This window comes from Bacteriovorax sp. BSW11_IV, from assembly GCF_000447755.1.
Taxonomy (GTDB): Bacteria; Bdellovibrionota; Bacteriovoracia; order Bacteriovoracales; family Bacteriovoracaceae; genus BSW11-IV.
This window is the reverse complement of sequence record NZ_AUNE01000055.1, coordinates 37,533-54,292: the sequence shown is the minus strand read 5'-3', so window position 1 is coordinate 54,292 and position 16,760 is coordinate 37,533. Positions and strand designations below refer to the sequence as shown.

The window sequence follows — 16,760 nt, the reverse complement described above, 5'->3', positions numbered from 1 at the left end:
AGTGATTTGGCCGAGCTCCAAGATTATATTGGAGAGTTTCGTGCGAAGCTAATTCAAAAGGCCAATGCTAAACATACTGATTCAAGCGAAGTCAGACCTTACTTATTGGCGGTTTCGCTAACTCCCGTTTTCGAATAAATCTATTTAAAAGTAAAAAGTCTTCTCACCTGCACTTGTTTTACCAGTGGAGTTGTATCTTCAGTGAAAACTGTTAGGCCTTTGCCACCATTACCTTTTTTAGTTGGAACTTGTCTTGGACCTTCCTCAGCATCGTAAGCTCCGCCAGCGAGATCATTTCTAAAAACGAAGCCTTTTCCACCATTACCTTTTTTAGTTGGAACTTGTCTTGGACCTTCTTCAGCATCGTAAGCTCCGCCGGCGAGATCATTTCTAAAAACGAGGCCTTTACCGCCGTTACCTTTTTTAGTTGGAACTTGTCTTGGCCCTTCCTCAGCGTCGTAGGCTCCGCCGGCGAGATCATTTCTAAAAACGAGGCCTTTGCCACCATTACCTTTTTTGGTTGGAACTTGTCTTGGACCTTCTTCAGCGTCGTAAGCTCCGCCTGCGAGATCATTTCTAAAAGCGAATCCTTTACCGCCGTTACCTTTTTTAGTTGGAACTTGGCGTGGTCCTTCTTCAGCGTCGTAGGCCCCGCGAGCAACGATATTTGAAAAGCTTTGACTAGGTTTAAGCTTGCCCTTAGCAATAAGACTCTCTTCATACTCGACAAAACGATCGTAGTATTTTTCGTAGAAATTGTAGAGCGTGCCAAGGCCATGATTAAATTTTTGATCCTGATGAGCACACAGAACAAATTGTTCTTTTTGCTCTTCGGACATTGAATCAACGATTTCATCCGAGGCCAAAACTGGGTTAAGAGTAAGGAATAAACTAAGGGTAAAAAATAATGTTTTCATGCTTTCCATAATATTACTTATCGGGAATATGATGGCACACTAAACAAAATTTCAACGAATTGGACGCTTTAATACAGATTTTAACTGTCCATTTTATTAGGCGACGGTCTTCAAAATCAAGGTTTCTTGAGAAATATAATGCTCTTCTTTACTAGCGAACGCTTTGTTCTTGGGCCATATGGCCTAGGCCTTTTAATATGTGAACACTATGTCCATCGAGTTTTAGAAACACGGAGGATTCAGTGAAATATTTAAATCATCACGTCTATCGCCTAACAACTCCAGCTGAGTTGGCCATGGTTTATCGCTTTCGCTACAAAGTTTATGTTGAACAAATGAACCGTCCTGGCCTTAAGAATGTAGATCATGAGCGCAAAATAATTGTTGATGAATGGGATCATGTTCCTAATTTGAACTTGGGAATATTTGAAAATGATCAACTCATTGGTGTCGTTCGCTATAACAAAATTAAGCGCGGAACAATTGCTCCTTACAATGAGATTTTTCACTTCACTCAGTACCATCACTTTTGTGGGGGTGATGTTTCTTTTTGCGGTAAGCTCATTACAGATAGAGAGAATCAGCTATTGGAAGCACCCCTTATGTTGATGGAAGAGTGTTTTCGATTGAATTTCAAATTTAATACGCCTTATATGCTTATTGATTGTAACGACCATCTTGTAAAATTCTTTACTCGTCATGGTCTAGTACATTCTCACAAAGCACACCATCCAGAGTATGGTGATATCAATATCTTTGTTTGCAACAATTTTGATGAAGATTACTTCAAAGCAATTAACTCGCCTTTTTATCATGTACTCATGCAAGAAAAGTCACACAATTTGGAGAGTCCTCTTCATGTGTTTAACAATAATATAATGGAGTCTAATCATGTCTATGTTTGATCAGGTTTTTAATTTTTGGAAAGAAGAAATGGTAAAAGTTCACGCGAGTACAGGATTCAAACGTATCCTTGATCGTGAAATGACACCAATGCATTATGCTGCCATGATGGAGCAGATTTATCACCATACAAGAGAGAATCCACAGATTCAAACTTTTGCAACGGCCTTTTTTAAATATCATCAAAGATCGCAAATTAAGCCTTTTTATAAACATGCCATCTCTGAGATTGGGCATGATCAATTGGCCTTAGATGATATCAAAGCACTGGGATATGAAACGGAGAATATTGTAGAGGGTTATCCTTTACCAATTACGACAGCGCTTTTGGCCTATGCTTATTATCAAATTCAATTTAGAAATCCAATTGGATACTTAGGCTATCTTTTTCATCTAGAGTATATGCCAACTCAATATGGAGCTGAGTATATTGCGGCCTTTAAAGAAATTGGCGTTCCTGATACTGCACTATCATTTATTGAAGATCATCATAAAATCGATCAAGGTCACATAAAGATGATGCATGGATATATTGATGGCCTTATTAAAACACAAGAAGAATTAGAAGAGATGAAATACGCTGTGAGTGTAACAGCGAAGCTCTATTCCGATTTGGTGACGGATGCCTTTGCAAAAGCTGATGCTCTGTTGGCCGACAATCTTTCTGTTAAAAAGAAAGAGTATGCTGATAAGAGACAATCACGCAGTATGCATTAAAAAAGGGGCCCGAGTGGCCCCTCTACATATTAAAGAACTTGTCTTAAAACCCTTCTCAATGGTTCCGCGGCCCCCCAAAGAAGCTGATCACCACATGTATATAGATTCAAATACTCTGGTCCAATATTCATTTTACGAACACGGCCCACAGGAATTTTCATGGTTCCAGACACATAAGCAGGAGTTAGTTTTTGAGCGCTTAAAGCTCTATCGTTTGGTACGAACTCAACCCAGTCATTACCAGTTGCAATCATCTCTTCAATAGTTTTAATATCGACGTTTTTAGTGAGCTTAATTGTAATGGCCTGTGAGTGACATCTTAGGGCACCAACTCGAACACAAGTTCCATCAATGGGAACTATATTGCTGCCTGTATTGCCAAGAATTTTATTTGTCTCGGCCATGGCCTTCCATTCTTCTTTTGACTGTCCATTTTCTAGAGGGACATCAATCCAAGGAATAAGGTTTGCGGCAAGTGGGACTCCAAAGTTTTCAGTTGGCAGTTCACCGCTTCTTAACATCGAAGATACGTTTCTTTCGATTTCAAGAATATCACTTTTTGGATCATCATTTAGAGTTTTAATACCATTGCCGATGATTTCAAATTGCTTTAACAATTCTCTCATATGGCGTGCACCACCTCCAGAGGCCGCCTGGTAAGTCATGCTTGTCATCCACTCGACGAGATTATTTTTAAAAAGTGGAGCAAGACCCATGAGCATTAAAGAAACGGTACAATTACCGCCAACAAAAGTTTTAACACCATCATTAAGAGCTTTATCAATTACATTTTGGTTTACGGGATCAAGAATGATAATGGCCTCATTATCCATTCTCAGTGTCGATGCCGCATCAATCCAATATCCACTCCAACCAGTCTCTTTAAGCTTAGAGTAGATTTCTTTTGTATAATCACCACCCTGACAAGTCAGAATAATATCCATTTGAGTTAGTTCAGAAATATTATTCGCATCTTTTAATGGATTGCTTTTACCATTTATTTCAGGACCACTTTGTCCAAATTGCGATGTCGTAAAGAAATACGGATCGAAATGAGAGAAGTCATTTTCTGCGTGCATTCTGTCCATAAGAACGCTTCCCACCATACCTCTCCAGCCGATTAAACCAACTTTTTTCATAATGACTCCTTTTTTGTCATGAAAATAAGATACTCTGTGTACATTGGGGGTTGTCAAGTCTAGTTATTCACCCTATCATTTTTCTAATACCAAAGAGGCGCATGCTTCAGATAGCTTGATCGAGATCAACCGTCGATGACATCAAGTGAAGGGAGAGCGTGCCGAAACAAGTTTTTAAGGTTGTTAAATACTTGTTGGTTACTAGGGCTGAATCCCTAGGACTGTCACAAGAGATATTGTGGAGAACTTTGGGGGGTCAACTTAAGACGCAGTCAATTTTAAAAACTGTTTCTCTTTATTTCAACCTCCACTATTTCAATATTCCACATTCATCGCTAGACTACTTTGGACAATGATTTTAATTGCTTGAAGGAGAGCAGCATGAAAAATGAGCTGATTGTTTCTAAATTTGGTGGGTCATCTATGGCCGATGCAACATGTATGTTAAGAAGCGCGCAGGTTGCATTGAAGCATAAGGGAAATATCGTGGTCGTCTCGGCCACTTATGGAACAACAAATAACCTCATTCAAGTTGCTAAACTCTCACAAAGTGGTCAGTGGGATGATGCTGAAAAACTCATTAGTGAAATCAAAGAAAAACATTTGCAAATAGCAGCTGATCTTAAAGTAAATGATCATGTTCTTGAGAACCTCAAAGGTCTATTTTTTGAACTTGAAACACTTGCTCGCGGGATCAACTTACTTCGCGATCTTACGAATAAGGCCTTTGATAGTATTCAGGCATTAGGCGAAAGAATGAGTTCTCTTCTTTTTACAGAGGCCATGGCCCAAGTTGCGACAGATAATAAAGTAGAATTACTCGACGTAAGAAAGGTTCTTCGCACAGATAACAGATTTGGAAAGGCGACGCCACTACCAAATGACATTAGAAATCTTTGTGAGCAATATCTTACAGGACTTAAAAGTGGAACTATCTATGTTACTCAAGGCTTCATCGGAGCAACTCGCGATGGAGAAACGACAACTCTAGGCCGTGGCGGTAGTGATTATTCTGCTGCACTCGTGGCCGAAGGGGTATGTGCAGATGTTCTTCAAATTTGGACTGATGTTGCAGGTATTGCCACAACCGATCCACGCGTTGTTCCCGAAGCTAAATTATTAGATGAAATTACATTTTCAGAAGCCGCAGAACTTGCAACATTTGGTGCGAAGATCCTCCATCCGACAACACTTACACCGGCCCTTCGCGCCAATGTTGCTGTTTTTGTGGGTTCTAGTTATGAGGCCGAGAAAAAAGGAACATGGATAAAAAAATCGACAACGGATGCTCCTCTTATTCGTGCTATGGCCACAAGAAAAGAACAGGCACTCATTACTTTATCAACACCAAAAATGCTTCATGCTCATGGTTTTCTCTACGAAATCTTTAAAATTTTTAATGCACATCGCGTGAGTGTTGACTCAATTACAACATCTGAAATCTCTGTGGCCCTGACAATTGATAATGCGACAGCTTCTAATCAAGACCTTTTAGATGAGCTTCAAGAGTTGTGTGATATTAAAATTGAAAAAGACCTTTCCCTTGTGTCGTTAATTGGAAATAATATTAATCACACATCAGGATTAGCAGCTCGTATTTTCAAATCACTAGGCGATATCAACGTTCGTATGATCTGTCTGGGCGCTAGTAAGCACAACTTTTGTTTTGCTGTCGATTCTCAATCGGCCGATGAAAGTATTAGAAGATTACACAGGGAATTCATTTCATGAAAATTGCACTTTTAGGCAAAGGAAAAACGGGAGGAAAAGTTATTGAGCTTATCAATGACAACAACCTCCCCCACACTTATACCGTTTTTGATCGTTCTAACCCAATGACAGTGGAACAACTTCGCTTACACGACGTTATTCTAAGTTTTTTACCAGGTGATGTCTTTGTTGATAATATAGAGATAATCAAAAGCTCAGGAATCCCCGTAGTTACAGGTTCAACTGGTTTTAAATGGACTGATGAACTCATTCAGGGTCTCACAGCACCGTGGGTTTATGCAACTAATTTCAGCCTCGGGATGAACCTTGTGCACGAGATGATAAACACCTTATCAAAAGCAAGAAACTTATTTAACGATTACTCTTTTTCAATTCACGAAGTTCATCATACGAAAAAACTCGATGCCCCTTCGGGGACAGCACTCACATGGAAAGATTGGGTTAATGATGATGTAGAGATTACTTCAGAGCGCACTGGTGATGTTATTGGAGATCATATCCTAACCTTCACAACTGCAAACGAGAAAATCACATTGCGCCATGAGGCCTTAGATAGAAAGATCTTTGCTGAAGGTGCCCTGTGGGCCTGTGAAAAAGTTAGAGACTTAAATATTGGCCTACACAACTTTCAAAGTTTATCATTAAAAGAATTACTGAAATAATCATGGAGAGAATTATGGGACTAAACGATATTACGCTTTGGACAGCAGTCATTACCCCAATGAATAGCGACTCAAGTGTCGACTATCCTTCACTTGAAAAAGTTTTAAGACTTCAAGATGAGGCCAACAACGGAATTCTTATTCTTGGTTCTACTGGTGAAGCGCTCAATTTAGATGAAGATGAGAAAAAAGATATTCTTAATTTTACACTAGGTCTGGGACTTAGAAATCCTATCATGTGTGGAGTTGGTGGCGTTAATATGAGGGAGACTCTTAATTGGGTTTCTTACCTAGAAACGTTAAAACTTGATGCTTACCTCATGGTAACTCCAATGTATGCAAAGCCGGGAACTATGGGACAATATGAATGGTTCAAAGCGCTCATGGATAGATCAACTCGTCCAGTAATGCTTTATAATGTTCCAGGCAGAACAGGTGGAGAACTCTCTTACAAAACAGTAGAAATGCTGCGCGATCATAAAAACTTTTGGGCCATTAAAGAGGCCAGTGGTAGTCCTGAAAAATTTGCAAAGTATGTAAGCGCGTGTTCAGGAAAGGGGAAGGTCTTCTCTGGCGATGATGGTCTAATGCCTGACTACGCTCCTCTTGGCGCTTATGGTCTTGTATCTGTAGCGGGTAATTCGTGGCCAAAAGAAACAAATCTATTTGTAAAAAAATGTTTAAACAACACACTCGGTAGTGATGAAAAAATGTGGAAGAACTCATGCAACTCGCTTTTTCTCGCATCAAATCCAGTGCCAGTAAAAGCTCTTATGAACGCTACAGGCGTTATTAAGAACAACACAATGAGATTACCCCTTGATGCAAGAGACCTTGCAGATGTGGCCCCAATCATGGAGTGTGATCGCATGGTTAAACAATGGTATGCCAACAATAATTAAATAAAAGGATTCAATATGAGTGATTTAAATTGGAAAGAAATGCTAGAAAAGCTTGAAAAAGGTGAAGTAAGAGCTGCACAAAAAGTTGATGGAAAGTGGGTTGCAAACGTAGAAGTGAAGCAGGCCATTCTTGCAGCGTTTAAGGCCGGTGAAAATATTGAGGCCTCTTCTCACCACTATCCAGGATTTGTGGATAAGCACAATATTATGCCACAAACTTTCACGCCAGAGCGTGGAGTTCGCATGGTTCCAGGGGGATCAAGTGTAAGACGTGGTGCATATGTTTCTAAGGGTGTCATCATCATGCCTCCTGCCTATATTAATATTGGCGCATTTGTTGACGAAGGAACAATGGTTGATTCACATGCCCTTGTTGGATCATGCGCTCAAATTGGCAAAAATGTCCACCTATCTGCAGGTGTGCAAATTGGTGGAGTTCTTGAACCTATTGGTCTTGCCCCAGTTGTTATTGAAGATGGTGCTTTCATTGGTGCGGGTGTTGTTATCGTTGAAGGTGTACAGGTTCTAAAAGGTGCTGTTATCGCTCCTGGTGTTGTACTTTCAAAATCAATTCCAGTTTATGACTGTGTCAATGGCAGAGTTCTTGAACAAGGAGAACCAATTCCTGAAAATGCTATCGTAGTTCCTGGTTCAAGACCTGTTAACGACAAACTTTCTTGGGCAAAAGAAATGGGTCTTTCACTTAATTGCGCCATGATTATTAAATATAGAGACGAGAAAAGTGAAAGTTCACTTAAGCTCGAAGATTTTTTAAGATAAAAGATAAGGAAAGTTCATGTATCTAAGGCCAGAGCATAAAAAGAAACTCGAAAAAGTCATGAAAAGACTCGATTCTAGTTTTTTCTTTTACGATCTTGATCATCTTAAGGCCCATCTCACTTATATGGATGAGGTTAAAGACTCAGATATGAAGCTCTGGTATGCCTGTAAGGCCAATCCGTTATCGGCCATTCTTAAAATTTTTCGCAATCTCAATTTCGGAGTTGACGTAGCAAGCCTTGGAGAGCTTGATCAAGTGCTCTCTTCAGGTGTTGAACCAGAAGATATACTCTCGACAGGTCCAGCAAAAGGCAAGGCCTATTTAAAATCTCTTATTGATAATGAGATTAATGTCATCGTCTTAGAATCTCTTAATCAGGCCTATTGGCTTGATGAGATTGCAAAAGAATCGAATGTAAAACCAAAGGTTCTTCTTCGCGTACAACTTGCGTGGGATGAAGGCAAATCCGTTCTCGGAGGTAATGCCATAACTCCGTTTGGACTTGATGAGAGTGAGTGGTTGAAATTAGATCGTTCAAAAGTGACCCATCTAGATATTCAAGGATGTCACGTTTTCCAATGGGGAAATTTGCTTGAGCTGGATAAGCTTGAAAAAATTTGGGATCGCACGGCCAGCGACATGGTGGCCTTCGCATCAAAAATGGAAATCCCCCTCAATATCATTGATCTTGGTGGCGGACTTGGCATCGCCTATGAAAATGACACAAGATCATTAGACTTCAAAGACGTCACAAAAATTCTTCAACGTATCAAAGAGAAATACCAACTCAAAACAATTTGGATGGAGCTCGGTCGCTATGCTGTAGGTGGTTCAGGTCACTACATGACAAAAGTCGTTGATAAAAAAATTGTTCGTGGTCAAAATATTTTAGTTCTTGATGGTGGTATTAATCACATTGCACGTCCGGCACTAGTTCACCAAGGTTTTCCTTGTGAACTCTTCAGAGATAGTAGTGCCCCAAAAAAGAGTTTTCAAATCCATGGACCGCTATGCACGGCAATTGATATGCTTGGAACTTTTGAATTGCCTGAAGATATTTGTGAAGGTGATTGGCTAGTTTTCTCTCAGTGTGGTGCCTATGGCTTTACAGAGGCCATGCCATTTTTCCTATGCCATGACCTGCCGGCCGAAGTTGTATACTATAACGGTGATATGATGACGCCTAGAACGATTAAAACGAGTTCAGACTGGCTGGTTTAGAATTTGTATTCATAACCAATTGAAAGTGATTTGTCCCAATGGAGTTTTCCTCTATCGGCGCTATTTTCCCTGCGATGAAGCCCACCTTCAATATAGAAGTTGCTATTTTCGCCAACTTTGTAGGATCTTTTAATCTCAACACCATAAGGAGAGGACTCTTCGTTAGAATCATAATACTGTTTATCATAATAAATACGGGCCTCAACTGAAGCGACCTCTTCTTTATTCTCATCACGTTGGACATAGCGATAGCGAATATCACCACGCATACGCGTATAACCTTCAGTCTCTCCTACAAGTCCAACTTGTCTACCAACCGAAAAGTCTGTTACAACTTCATTTGTACCATCTTCAAAAAGACTAAATCTATTGCCTAAGTTAATCTCTGCTGCGACATTTATTTTACCTCTGATTTCATCGTGATCGACCTCTGTCAAAGATTGATCGTCCAGTGCCTTTTTAAGTTCTCTGTCTGAGTCCATATTGTTGGCGCCTTGCTTACCGATAACTCTTAGATAAATATCTTGATTATTTTGACCTCGGCGTATTTCAAATTTTGTTCCAGAAATTTCTACTGTTTCTCTCGTTTGCTCAGGGCCATCGTCACTGACTTGTTCGATATGGGCCTGATAAATTTGACCTTGCCCTAATGTAAAAGAAATCCCTTCATCTTTTTTCTCTTCAATTTTAAGGCCTTTAAAATAATCATTTAACAGGATATAGCCTTCTTTATTATTGAATATTTTTTCTTGAAAAGTATCGTTATACAATTTATCAAGAGATGTCGTTTCACCCTTCATGGTAAGAACAACATTAGGTTTATAATTCAAATCTAATTTTCGATTACAAGGATTAGTAACCTCTCGATCGAGGACCATAAAGGCCTGATCACGCATCGTGAAGGCATCATTCAATAAATCTTCATCGCTTGGATTAGTCAGTTTTTTTAATAAATGAAACTTTTTAAGGGAGTCGCGAAGTTCTTCGTACTCATGCTGATTAACCGAAAAATAATGACGCTGTAAAAGCCGCTCATAATTTCTTCTGCTGTAATAGTAGAATTTAGCACCATCTTTAACTTTGTATTCATCAAGACTTTCATCATAGGTAATGACAAAATTCTTCTTCTTCAAGATCGTTTGCGTCTTGGCAAAAGCACTTATACTAACTAAAAGAACTGATATGACTAGCGTTTTAGAAGCGATATTCAAAACCCGCTCCGATATAATGCTGAAGATCTAGACTCCCTTTGCGTCTCATCTCTTCATCGGCATATTGTCTTGAGTAGCGATCATCTTCGTGGGCCACACCACCTTTAATATAAAGATAGCCATTATCAGTGACATTAAATCGCTTTGTTACTTCAACGCCATAACTATGATCAACTTCTTTATCATCATAGGCCTTGCCCTCTACATAGAATCTGGCCTCCCATGAAGGAAATTTTTCACCTTTAGAATTTTCATCGAGATAAACGGCCTTCAAGTCTCCTTTTACTCGATAATATTGATCACTCGAACCGTATGTTGAAAAATTTCTTGTGGCCTCCAAACTCGTTGATACAGAATAATTGTCATTTTTCACAAGATCAAAACTTTTTCCAACACCAATTTCAGCTGAATAGCGAGTCTCTTTATCTCTGTGATCAAGATAATTATATTTAACAGAAGCATTTTTGTGCCAATTTTCTTGCATCGTTTTCGCAAGTCCACTCTGATCGTCTAAAACTTCACGTCTACCAATAAATTTCAAGTAAACATTGTGAGCAGGAAAACTCTTAACGACTTCAAACTCTACACCATCAATTGAGAGAAACTCTTGGTAATATCTACCGCTGCCATCTTTATCTTTAAATTGTGTTTTAAAAACTTGCTGACCGATTTTAATTTCTTCTGCTTGCGGAACTTTCTTTCCATAGCCCTTTGCATATTTTCTGATAGCAATTCCACCTTCTGTGAAATCAAGAGCAACTTCTCCTTGGATGCCAAAAGTTTTACCGCGGTCGTCGCCTTCAATCCCTTTCCCCGATTGAGTGAGACCAAGCCCGTTTTCTGAAAGTGCTCCATGAAGGAAGTTGTCATTTGAGGTCATGATCTCTATTTTCATTCCGCTCAACTCTCCAAGAGGAAAAAATCCTCTATTCGCAAGAGCAGCTTCTATGATTTTTTCATTATCTTCTTCAATTTTTGCAGCATCTGCAGAATAAACGACATTTGTATAACTCGGATCTTTTTGATTTTGAACAGCGCTAGGATCGCAATCCCCTGTTCTGGCCTCAACTTGACCAAGAGCATAGTCACGCACTTGAAACGCTTCTTCTAACAACTCTCTCTCACTTGGATTTTGAACGCGATAGATCGCCGCATGCTTAGCGACAGTTTTTTCGAGCTGTTCATAATCTTCAGAATTAACATCGAACATATGACGCTTTAGCATACGCTTATACTCATCTCGCGGATAACGATATGCCTTTCCACGAATAATGAATGTGTACTCATCGGAGGTTTCACTATATGAGAGAACAACGCCCTTTGAGATCATATTTTTTGGATTATTATAAATAACGAAATGTTCTCTTTTATCATTTTTGTCATCACTTTTTCGCTTCCCTGACGCTGATTCAGCATGAGCGAAAAAATTAATTAACAATGATAGTGATAAAAATAAAGTTAGCTCTCTCATGCTGTTCGTATCGGCATAATTTCCAACTAATTTTATCCAATAATTTAAATAACAAATAATTTTAGTGACCTAGACTCTCGCCCTAGGCCATAATAGATGATCAAGGGGTGTATTATGAAAATGGAAAAACTCATTACAAATGAACTTGGTTCTGGCGATAATTTTTCTTTGAAAATAATAAAGCTGCAAGGAATATGCGAAGATAACTCTAAAAAAGTTTATATTCAGGCCAATGTCCACGGGGCCGAAGTTCAAGGAAATGCTGTGATTTACCATCTCATTGAGGCCCTAAGAAACAACCTTTCTTTGATCCAAGGTGAAATCGTTCTCGTTCCTCAGGCCAACCCCCTTGGCTCAAATCAAAAGGTGGGAACATGGACTTATGGGCGCTTTAATCCCATTACAGGCGACAATTGGAATCGCATGTATAAAGATGTTTTAAAAAATGAAGAGGCCCTTAACACTTTAGCAAAAGAACATAAAGACGATGCTACAACATCAAAAAAATTAAAAAAGCTTCTCAAAGAAAAAATACAGGCCATGAAACAATCGCTCAGTTCATATGGTCCTAATGAAAATTCAATTCACTTTTTAAATCTGCAGGAATTGGCCAGCGACGCCGATATCGTACTCGATCTGCATACGGGACCAATTGCGACAAACTACCTTTATGTCCCCGCCTTTCTTGAAGAAGAATCAAAACACCTAGGATTCAACCATATGCTCATCATCCCAAATGAATTTGGCACAGCGATGGATGAAGCGACATTTATGCCTTGGGTACATTTGCAAAAGGCCCTCAAAGAACATGAAATTGATTACAAGATCCCCTTCAGCTCTTATACAGTAGAACTTGAGGGTGAAGAATTAATAGATCTGGAAAGAGCTAAAATTGAGGCCTCAAAAATTTGCCAATATTTAGTCTACAAAAAAGTATTAACAAAAAATCCATTTTCTACACCAACCGTTGGCGATCAGTACTATTGTCATCTAAAAGATTACAAAACCTACTATGCCCCAAGAGGTGGACTTGTAAACTACACAAAGAAAGTGGGAGAACTTGTAAAAAAAGACACAACCCTTTTTGAGATTCTGAATTTCAATGATCTAGATAATCTTGTGACACCCTATAAAGCTTATAAGGATTGTTTAGTTATCAACCACAACACATCTAGCAATATTCGCGACGGTATGGAGCTTTATCAAGTCATGGAAAATTACTGGAAAATAGATTGAATAAGTGTTAACTAAGGCATCATGGATACTTCTTACGACTACCGCTTTTCTGGCCTAAAACGACTCTATGGAACTATGGCCATGGACAAGATTAAAAAATCCCACGTTGCCATTATTGGTATCGGTGGCGTTGGCTCATGGGTGGCCGAGGCCTTAGCGCGAAGTGGAGTTAACGAAATAACTCTAATTGATCTCGATGATTTATGCACGAGCAATATCAACCGACAGATTCATGCACTTTCTGAAACTGTAGGTCACATGAAAACAGAGATCATGAAAAAGCGTATTCATTCTATTAATCCAGAATGCACTGTCCATGAAATTCAGGCCTTCTACAGTGAGAAGAATGCCGATAAAATTCTTGAGACAAAGTATGACTATATTGTCGATGCCATCGATTCATTTGAAGCAAAAATTCATCTGATAGTAGAGTGTCGTAAGAGAAAGCTTCCCCTATTTGTTTGTGGTGGAGCAGGTGGTAGAAAAGATCCCACGAAAATTAAAATTGATGATCTCAGTGATTCTTACAACGACAAATTACTTGCGCGCGTAAGAAAAAGACTTAGAACCGAACACAACTTTCCAAGAAATCGCAAATTTCACATTCCCTGTGTCTACTCTTTCGAAAGAGCAGTGTACCCTAGTGCAGATGGAGAAACTTGTCATAAACCAATGAGTGCAACGGACACAAGACTTGATTGCCAGACAGGATTTGGAACTGCAAGCTTTATCACAGCGAGCTTTGGGATGTTTGCCGCAAGTTATATCTTAGACGAGATAACTCGCGACAATTTCTGAAAATTCACCTTTCTTATCGGGAAAATCGCGACAAGCATTTTCAAAATGTTCTTGTAACTTAGATTTATTCATTTTCATTTCGATCGCTCGGTTTAAAACGATATGGTAAAGCTCTGGTGCCTTCAATCCAGTTCCAATCGTATCCATTGCTCTTTTTAAACTCTCTCCTGCAGGAGCTTTAAGATCTGAAGTAATAATGTCTAATATTTTCAACTCTCGAGATTCTGGAAATTGCTCAAGCGCACGGCTTAAAACTTTATCTACCTTATCGGCCTCACCTGCTTCATTAAGTGCCTCTACAAGTGCAGCAAAGATTAAAGGTCGATCTTCACAAATAGCACTGGCCATGTCAATAACTTGTAAGGCCTTCGAATAAAGCTCTGTACTCGTCTCTTTTTGATGACGAAATTTATCTTGAATAACCTTCTTTCCAAAAATAGCGAGCGAGGCCGCAATATAGTTTTTCATTTCCTTGTCAGGGTTTCTAACTTTTTTATAAGCATCGTGATATTCAAAAACATCATCGTATTCTGCACAGGCAACAGATAGCCAACTAAGCTTTGGAATAAGCTCTGGATTTACAGGATAGTTATCCAACATACAACGAGCTATACGGTAGGCCTTTTGATTGTCTTTTTGCACAACGAGTATTTGAAACAACTCACTTAACGTCTGAAAATGAAGTGGCTGATATTTGAGAGCATGTTCAAAGCTTGCTCGGGCCTTATCAAGCGATTTATCTTTTAAATACATCATCCCTTCATAATAAAACGCGGCCGCAGGCTTTGGATCGAGGGCCTTGGCCTTTTGAAGATAGTTATAGGCCTTATCTGGATCAGTTAAAAAGAATTGCTTCGCAAGCTCCACATGAACTTGATATGGAGTTGGCGTTGCCTTTGGGATCATGACTTTAATAAACTCTTGCTGTAAATTAGTCACAGTGAACGGAATGAGAATCAGCTTATCGACTTCACTTTGCGCAACTCTAACAGCAATTTCCAAAGAATCATTTTCTGAAAGAAGTATAAAGCCAGCATTTAATCTCTCAGGACGAACCTTCATATGTAGGTCCAAAATACCCTCGTACGATTCATTAGAACACATATAACAAGAAAAAATCCACTCAGGTCTGTGGTGCTTAATAAGTTCTTGTGCCTCATCAAAGTTGGATGCCGTAAGAATATTCTTTTTGCTCACGGCCGTTTGTTGAAGCATTTTTTTAATAGAGGCCTTACCAACATTAGTGTTGTCGACCACTAAAAATTTCTTCCCTTTCACATATGTCTTAATAAGTTCAATAAGCTTTTGATCCATACAATCCTCAGATACGGAATTTATCAAAGACGTAATTGATTTTGTCTTGTTTCCAGTTATATTTTTTTAAGAAGGCATCCCATTTTTCTTTTTTACAATCGAGAAGTTCAAAAGATATTTCGACCATTTCATCATCAACAGATTCTACGGCCACAACTTTTGCAAGAAAATCCAAGTCGGCCTTCAATAGATCGTGATTCTTTGGCATTTTTCCCATTTTCTTTAATGATGAATCACTATCAAAAACGAAAAAATCAAGAGCATGCCCAACTGCACACTTGCCTTTAGTACAAAGAAGACTAAAGCCCCAGTCGTCTAAGGAAGTAAATTGCATACGATCGTACTCAAAGCAATCTTGCTTACTTGTTTGGTTATGAAAGACCACGTAGTCTTTTGTTTGTTCTTTAGAGATGAGGATTATGTTTTTTTTGTTCATAGGTTAAATTATTATAATTATTATGTTCCTAAATGATTTTAACCACCATTTCGTCGTTTTTATGCGTAAGATTAACTCAAACAAACATTAAAATTCTTTACTGAATGATTATTCTATTAAATTCAGACATTTGCCCCCCCTTTTACAATTCTTTTACAAACGAAGCCATCACAGCTTGCTACCATGAAGAAGAAGTGATTCAGACTAAGGGAGTGTCAATGAATACGCGCTATCAGCTTAAAAACTTAAACTTGACCAATACAGTGTTCCTTATTGTGACACCAATTTTGGCCATTACACTGACGACTTACATCTTCTTAACTCAAACAGTGAGTATGCCTCAGTATGCTTTACTGATTTTCTTTTACTTTGCGACTGGATTTTCAATTACAGCTGGCTATCACCGATTATTTGCCCATAGGGCGTACAAGGCCCATTGGAGTGTTAAGCTTTTTTTTCTTCTTTTCGGAGCAGCAACTTTTCAAAATTCTTGCTTGAAGTGGGCCACAGACCACCGTCGCCACCACACAAATGTTGATACAGAAGAAGACCCGTACAATATTGGAGAAGGCTTTTTTTACGCTCACATTGGTTGGGTACTTTTAAAAGAAAAAGAAAAGTACATGAATCAATTTCCAAAGGATTTGGTCAATGACAAGCTTGTTATGTGGCAGCACAAATACTACCTACCCCTATGCGCATTCATGGGACTTTTTCTTCCAGGGTTAATCGGTATGGCCTTCGGAAGTTTTCTTCAGGGTTTTGTACTCGCAGGATTATTTAGAGTAGTTTTTGTTCACCATGCAACATTTTTCATCAACTCTCTTTGTCACATGGTTGGTAGTGTGACTTATTCTAGTGAGCACACGGCCAAAGATAGTTGGATCATGGCCATATTCACATACGGAGAGGGTTACCACAATTTCCACCACACATTTCAAACAGACTACCGAAATGGTATCAAGTGGTTTCACTTTGATCCAAGCAAATGGATCATATGGACACTGAGTAAGCTTGGTCTGGCCAAAAATTTAAAGATTACTGCCGTAGAAGATATAGAGTTGGCCAAGCTACAAGTGCAAATGGAGAAAAAACTTGTGAGCAGTGAAAATGGCGGCCTAAACGATAGACTTGTGACAATTTTTGAGCAACTACGCACTAACTTAATGGAACAAAAGCGCTCTCGTCGCCTAGGCGATAGCGACACTCTTGGACAATTGTGCCAACAGTACTCTTATCTGCTAGATCACTTTAGAAACCTAAGTCCGGCCTAAATAATCATTCACAAAGGGGGATATTTTTACCGTCCCCCCATGTGTTT

General features: G+C 39.1%; 16 protein-coding genes and 1 riboswitch. Of the genes, 10 read left to right on the top strand and 6 right to left on the bottom strand.

From position 1 onward, the window contains the following. Positions 1-140: 140 nt before the first annotated feature. Complete coding sequence (locus tag M899_RS16215) at positions 141-917, bottom strand: hypothetical protein (protein WP_021272530.1); 777 nt, start codon at positions 915-917, stop codon at positions 141-143. Positions 918-1,159: 242 nt separating this feature from the next. On the opposite strand from M899_RS16215, the gene M899_RS16210 reads away from it, so the two are divergent. Together M899_RS16210 and M899_RS16205 are read left to right on the top strand one after the other, a co-directional pair. Beyond that, positions 1,160-1,822, top strand: coding sequence for a hypothetical protein (locus M899_RS16210; protein ID WP_021272547.1), 663 nt, complete (start codon positions 1,160-1,162; stop codon positions 1,820-1,822). After that, entirely contained in the window at positions 1,809-2,537 is a 729-nt protein-coding gene (locus tag M899_RS16205) for an iron-containing redox enzyme family protein (RefSeq protein ID WP_021272540.1), read from the top strand. The genes M899_RS16210 and M899_RS16205 overlap by 14 nt, the downstream gene beginning before the upstream one ends. Positions 2,538-2,566: 29 nt before the next feature. On the opposite strand, the gene asd is transcribed toward M899_RS16205, so the two are convergent. Beyond that, positions 2,567-3,676, bottom strand: a complete 1,110-nt coding sequence (gene asd / locus M899_RS16200; RefSeq protein WP_021272544.1) for an aspartate-semialdehyde dehydrogenase — start codon at positions 3,674-3,676, stop codon at positions 2,567-2,569. Between the two features lie 84 nt (positions 3,677-3,760). Then, positions 3,761-3,933: riboswitch (Lysine riboswitch) on the top strand. A 124-nt stretch (positions 3,934-4,057) separates the two neighbouring features. Between asd and lysC the strand changes: the two genes are divergently transcribed. From lysC to M899_RS16175, 5 genes are read left to right on the top strand one after another with little or no spacing between them, the layout of a single operon-like run. Then, positions 4,058-5,407 (top strand): lysine-sensitive aspartokinase 3, encoded by a 1,350-nt coding sequence (gene lysC / locus M899_RS16195; RefSeq protein ID WP_021272533.1) that lies wholly within the window; start codon positions 4,058-4,060, stop codon positions 5,405-5,407. Further along, a complete protein-coding gene (locus tag M899_RS16190) occupies positions 5,404-6,069 on the top strand; it encodes a 4-hydroxy-tetrahydrodipicolinate reductase (RefSeq protein WP_021272570.1) in 666 nt (221 codons plus the stop codon). Before lysC ends, M899_RS16190 begins: the two co-directional genes overlap by 4 nt. Positions 6,070-6,083: 14 nt before the next feature. After that, positions 6,084-6,971 (top strand): 4-hydroxy-tetrahydrodipicolinate synthase, encoded by an 888-nt coding sequence (dapA, locus tag M899_RS16185; protein ID WP_021272554.1) that lies wholly within the window; start codon positions 6,084-6,086, stop codon positions 6,969-6,971. Between the two features lie 15 nt (positions 6,972-6,986). Next, entirely contained in the window at positions 6,987-7,751 is a 765-nt protein-coding gene (locus M899_RS16180) for a 2,3,4,5-tetrahydropyridine-2,6-dicarboxylate N-succinyltransferase (RefSeq protein ID WP_021272546.1), read from the top strand. Positions 7,752-7,767: 16 nt separating this feature from the next. Beyond that, positions 7,768-8,973, top strand: coding sequence for a PLP-dependent decarboxylase (locus M899_RS16175; protein WP_021272528.1), 1,206 nt, complete (start codon positions 7,768-7,770; stop codon positions 8,971-8,973). Here M899_RS16175 and M899_RS16170 read toward each other — a convergent pair. Both M899_RS16170 and M899_RS16165 read right to left on the bottom strand, forming a co-directional pair. Next, positions 8,970-10,184 carry a hypothetical protein gene (locus tag M899_RS16170; protein WP_021272557.1) on the bottom strand — a complete coding sequence of 405 codons (1,215 nt, stop codon included), beginning with the start codon at positions 10,182-10,184 and terminating at the stop codon, positions 8,970-8,972. The genes M899_RS16175 and M899_RS16170 overlap by 4 nt on opposite strands. After that, positions 10,168-11,655 carry a hypothetical protein gene (locus M899_RS16165; protein WP_021272548.1) on the bottom strand — a complete coding sequence of 496 codons (1,488 nt, stop codon included), beginning with the start codon at positions 11,653-11,655 and terminating at the stop codon, positions 10,168-10,170. The genes M899_RS16170 and M899_RS16165 overlap by 17 nt, the downstream gene beginning before the upstream one ends. 114 nt (positions 11,656-11,769) lie before the next feature. Here M899_RS16165 and M899_RS16160 point away from each other — a divergent pair, with 114 nt between their 5' ends. Together M899_RS16160 and M899_RS16155 are read left to right on the top strand one after the other, a co-directional pair. Further along, positions 11,770-12,891 (top strand): succinylglutamate desuccinylase/aspartoacylase family protein, encoded by a 1,122-nt coding sequence (locus M899_RS16160; RefSeq protein ID WP_021272564.1) that lies wholly within the window; start codon positions 11,770-11,772, stop codon positions 12,889-12,891. Positions 12,892-12,912: 21 nt separating this feature from the next. Beyond that, a complete protein-coding gene (locus tag M899_RS16155; RefSeq protein WP_021272552.1) occupies positions 12,913-13,689 on the top strand; it encodes a tRNA threonylcarbamoyladenosine dehydratase in 777 nt (258 codons plus the stop codon). Here the strand turns inward: M899_RS16155 and M899_RS16150 are convergent. Together M899_RS16150 and M899_RS16145 are read right to left on the bottom strand one after the other, a co-directional pair. Next, on the bottom strand, positions 13,660-15,003 hold the full coding sequence (locus M899_RS16150; RefSeq protein ID WP_021272559.1) for a tetratricopeptide repeat protein: 1,344 nt from the start codon (positions 15,001-15,003) through the stop codon (positions 13,660-13,662). The genes M899_RS16155 and M899_RS16150 overlap by 30 nt on opposite strands. A gap of 7 nt (positions 15,004-15,010) precedes the next feature. After that, a complete protein-coding gene (locus M899_RS16145; protein ID WP_034730015.1) occupies positions 15,011-15,439 on the bottom strand; it encodes a hypothetical protein in 429 nt (142 codons plus the stop codon). Positions 15,440-15,657: 218 nt separating this feature from the next. Here M899_RS16145 and M899_RS16140 point away from each other — a divergent pair, with 218 nt between their 5' ends. Then, positions 15,658-16,713: an acyl-CoA desaturase gene (locus tag M899_RS16140; RefSeq protein WP_021272539.1), complete on the top strand. Its 1,056-nt coding sequence runs from the start codon at positions 15,658-15,660 to the stop codon at positions 16,711-16,713. Positions 16,714-16,760: the final 47 nt, after the last annotated feature.